This is a genomic window from Salinarimonas sp. NSM (assembly GCF_052380005.1).
In the GTDB taxonomy this organism is placed as follows: domain Bacteria; phylum Pseudomonadota; class Alphaproteobacteria; order Rhizobiales; family Beijerinckiaceae; genus Salinarimonas.
Map to the genome: position 1 here is coordinate 1 of NZ_JBQTCJ010000112.1, position 3,920 is coordinate 3,920.

General features: G+C 74.6%; 3 protein-coding genes. All 3 read left to right on the top strand.

What is annotated here, in order from left to right; translation table 11 throughout:
* The first annotated feature begins 135 nt into the window (after positions 1-135).
* Positions 136-1,629, top strand: coding sequence for a pseudouridine synthase (locus ACTZWW_RS22450; RefSeq protein ID WP_444783193.1), 1,494 nt, complete (start codon positions 136-138; stop codon positions 1,627-1,629).
* A gap of 4 nt (positions 1,630-1,633) precedes the next feature.
* Entirely contained in the window at positions 1,634-2,191 is a 558-nt protein-coding gene (gene rsmD, locus ACTZWW_RS22455; protein ID WP_444783191.1) for a 16S rRNA (guanine(966)-N(2))-methyltransferase RsmD, read from the top strand.
* Between the two features lie 416 nt (positions 2,192-2,607).
* Positions 2,608-3,920 (top strand): DEAD/DEAH box helicase (locus ACTZWW_RS22460; RefSeq protein ID WP_444783192.1); only part of this gene is annotated, 1,313 nt, incomplete at its 3' end.

The window sequence follows — 3,920 nt, forward strand, 5'->3', positions numbered from 1 at the left end:
CCGCGAGAGGGTGGCGAGCGCCCGGCGCGGTTCGCCCGCGACGGCGAGGCGCGCCCGCCCCGCGCCGCACGGCCGGACGGCGGCGCCTCGGGCAAGCCGGGCTTCGGCAAGCCGGCCTTCGGCAAGTCGTCGAGCATGGGCAAGCCTTCCGGGTTCGGCGGAAAGCCGGGCTTCGGCGCCAAGCCCGGTTTCGCCAAGCCCGGCTACGCCAAGCCCGGCTTCGCCAAGAAGCCCGCCTCCCGCGCCACGCCCTCGCGCCTCGCACCGCAGGTCGCCCGCGAGGAGGAGCGGATCGCCAAGGCCATCGCCCGCGCCGGCGTGGCCTCGCGCCGGGACGCGGAGGAGATGATCGCGGCGGGCCGCGTCACGCTGGACGGCGTGCTCCTGACCTCGCCCGCGGTGAACGTGAAGCCGGGCGCCGACATCCGCATCGACGGCGAGCCGCTCCCCGAGCGCGAGCGCACGCGGCTGTGGCTGTACCACAAGCCCCGCGGCCTCGTGACGACGGCCAAGGACCCCGAGGGACGCCCGACCGTCTTCCAGGGCCTGCCGGAGGACATGCCGCGCGTCGTCACGATCGGGCGCCTCGACATCAACACCGAGGGCCTGCTGCTCCTCACCAACGACGGCGGGCTCGCCCGCGTCGTCGCCCATCCGGAGACCGGCTGGCTGCGCCGCTATCGCGTGCGCGCCTACGGGCAGGTGACGCAGGACAGGCTCGATGCGCTCCGCGAGGGCGTCGTCGTCGACGGCATGGAGTACGGGCCGATCGAGGCGAAGATCGACCGGGCGCAGGGCGACAACGTCTGGATCACGATGGGCCTGCGCGAGGGCAAGAACCGCGAGGTCAAGCGCGTGCTCGAGGAGCTGGGGCTGCAGGTCAACCGGCTGATCCGCCTCTCCTTCGGTCCCTTCCAGCTCGGCGACCTGAAGGAGGGCGCCGTCGAGGAGGTGCGCACCAAGGTGCTCAAGGAGCAGCTCGGCGCCGGCCTGGCGCAGGCGGCGGGTGTCGACTTCGAGAGCCCGGTGCGCGAGCCCGTCGAGGAGCGCGCGCCGGAGCGTTCGCCGCGGGGCGCGCGCCCGGCCTCGCGTATGCAGCAGGAGCGCGACAGAGCCCGCTACGCCGAGCCCGGCCCCGCGCGGGCGCGCAAGCCGGCGGGCGAGCGGCCGGATCGCGACGCGAGGCCGGGTGGCGATACGAGACCCGGTCGCGATACGAGACCCGGTCGCGACGGCAAGCCCGATCGCGACGCGAGGCCGACGCGCGGGGGCAAGCCCGGCTTCGGGGGCAAGCCCGGGTTCGGGGAGCGCGCCGAAGGCGGCGCGCGGCCGGGCCGCGGCGCGCCGGAGCGGCCCGCGGCCGAGAAGCGTCCTTCCTGGGACAAGCCGCGCTCGAGCGTCTGGCGCGCGGAGGAGAGCGCGGGCGAGGACAAGCGTCCCAAGCCGCGCCGGGGCGGCGAGACCGCCAAGGCGGAGCGCGCGGCGGGCGGCGAGCGAGTGCGCGAGCGCGTCGGCAAGATCGCCGGCAAGGCCGGGCGCGTCCTCGTCGAGCGCGTGAAGGGCTCGGGCGGAGACGGTTCGGGGACCGGTCGCGGTGGCCGAAAGCCCGGCGGCGAGAAGAAGGGCTGACCGGATGCGGATCGTCGGCGGCCGGTTCAAGGGCCGCGCGCTCGCCGGCCCGCGCTCGGACGCCATCCGCCCCACCTCGGACCGGCTGCGCGAGAGCCTGTTCAACGTGCTCGCCCACGCCTACGGCGACCCCGTCCCCGGCGCGCGGGTGATGGACCTCTTCGCCGGCACCGGCGCGCTCGGGATCGAGGCGCTCTCCCGTGGCGCCGCCTTCGCGCTCTTCGTCGACGAGGGCGCGCAGGCGCGCGGGCTGATCCGCGAGAACGTCGAGGCGCTCGGGCTCGGCGGCGTCACCCGCCTGTTCCGGCGCGACGCGACGAAGCTCGGTGCCGCCGACCGGTTCGAGCCTTTCGACCTCGTCTTCTGCGACCCGCCCTACGGCCGCGACCTCGCCCCCGCCGCCCTCGCCTCGGCCGCCGCCGGCGGCTGGCTCGCGCCGGGCGCGCTGTGCGTGGTGGAGGAGGCGGCGGGTGCCGCGCTCGCCTGCCCTGAGGGGTTCGAGGAGGTGGAGCGGCGGGTGTATGGGGACACGCAGGTGGTGTTCGCGCGGCGGGACGGCTGAGGGCGCGTGACGACAGCCGTCCGGTCCACAGCCGACGGGGACGCTGCCGACGACCGACGGCGTGAAGCTGGATCGCCCCACGCTTCCAGCTTCTCTTTCGAAGAGAGGTGAACACGCGCGCTCGTCGTCGCCGGGGCGCGAGACTACACCAACGACAGTTGACATCCCGCCCCTCTTGCCCCATCTCTGCACTGCAGCATCGGCGTCCTTCCATGGAGCGCCCTGGCTCGGCTGCGTGAGGCCGCCCCGTTCCACGGGGGCGGGACCGACCCGGGCCTTCGGATGCCGCCTTCCCCGTTCGCCCCATCACGCGGGTCGTTCCCGATGACACGAGCCACCGCTCGGGGATCGGCGCGCGCCCTCATGAATCGCGTGCGCTCCCGGCGCGGGCTCCCCGCACGTGAAAGCATGATCCCTTGACCACCTTCTCCGACCTCGGCCTCTCCGCCCCGATCCTCGAGGCGCTCGCCCGCGAGGGCTACGAGCGCCCGACGCCGATCCAGGGCCAGGCCATCCCGCCGGTCCTCGCCGGCCGCGACCTGCTCGGCATCGCCCAGACCGGCACCGGCAAGACGGCGGCCTTCGCGCTGCCGATGATCCAGCGGCTCGCCGCCGACAAGCGGCCCGCGCCCCGCAAGGGCTGCCGCGCGCTGATCCTCTCCCCGACCCGCGAGCTCGCGAGCCAGATCGAGGAGAGCTTCCGCGCCTACGGCCGCGGCTCGAAGCTCACCTCGACCGTCGTCTTCGGCGGCGTGCCGGTGCCGCGCCAGGAGCGCGTCGTGGCGAACGGCGTCGACATCCTCGTCGCCACGCCCGGGCGCCTGCTCGACCTGATCGACCGGCGCTCGCTGTCCCTGTCGAACGTCGAGATCCTCGTTCTCGACGAGGCCGACCAGATGCTCGACCTCGGCTTCATCCACGCGCTGCGCCGCATCGTGACGCTGCTGCCGAAGGCGCGCCAGACGCTGTTCTTCTCGGCCACCATGCCGACGACCATCGCCTCGCTGGCCGACGGCTACCTCTCCGACCCGGTGAAGGTCTCGGTCGCGCCCGTCGCCACCACGGCCGAGCGCGTCGAGCAGCGCGTCACCTTCGTCTCGCAGACGAAGAAGCAGGCGCTGCTCGAGCACGTCCTGCGGTCGCCGGAGATCGAGCGCGTGCTCGTCTTCTCCCGCACCAAGCACGGGGCGGACAAGGTGGTGCGCGGGCTCGAGAAGGCCGGCATCCCGGCCTTCGCGATCCACGGCAACAAGAGCCAGGGCCAGCGCGAGCGCGCGCTCGGCGCCTTCAAGAACGGCTCGTGCAAGGTGCTGGTGGCGACCGACATCGCCGCGCGCGGCATCGACGTCGAGGCCGTCTCGCACGTGGTGAACTTCGACCTGCCGAACGTGCCCGAGCAGTACGTCCACCGCATCGGCCGCACGGCCCGTGCGGGCGCGTCCGGCATCGCGCTGTCGTTCTGCAACGAGGAGGAGCGCGCCTACCTGCGCGACATCCAGAAGCTCACCCGCCAGACGGTGCCGGTCGAGCCGGTGCCGGCGGGCTTCGACTCCGGCGGCGTCGCGCCCCTTTCCGAGGAGCCGGCGCGCGCGCCGCGCCCGGCGGGTGCGGGGCGCAACGGTAGCAACCGCCGCGGCGGCCGTGGGAACGGCGCCGGCGCTGGCGGCGGCCAGCGTCCCGCGCATGCCGGCCATGCGCCGGCTGCGGCGAAGGGCGAGCCCTCCCGCGG

Coding starts and splice junctions, on each gene's coding strand:
- ACTZWW_RS22450 (WP_444783193.1), top strand. CDS start 136: ATGGGCAAGCCTTCCGGGTTCGGCGGAAAGCCGGGCTTCGGCGCCAAG.
- rsmD (WP_444783191.1), top strand. CDS start 1,634: ATGCGGATCGTCGGCGGCCGGTTCAAGGGCCGCGCGCTCGCCGGCCCG.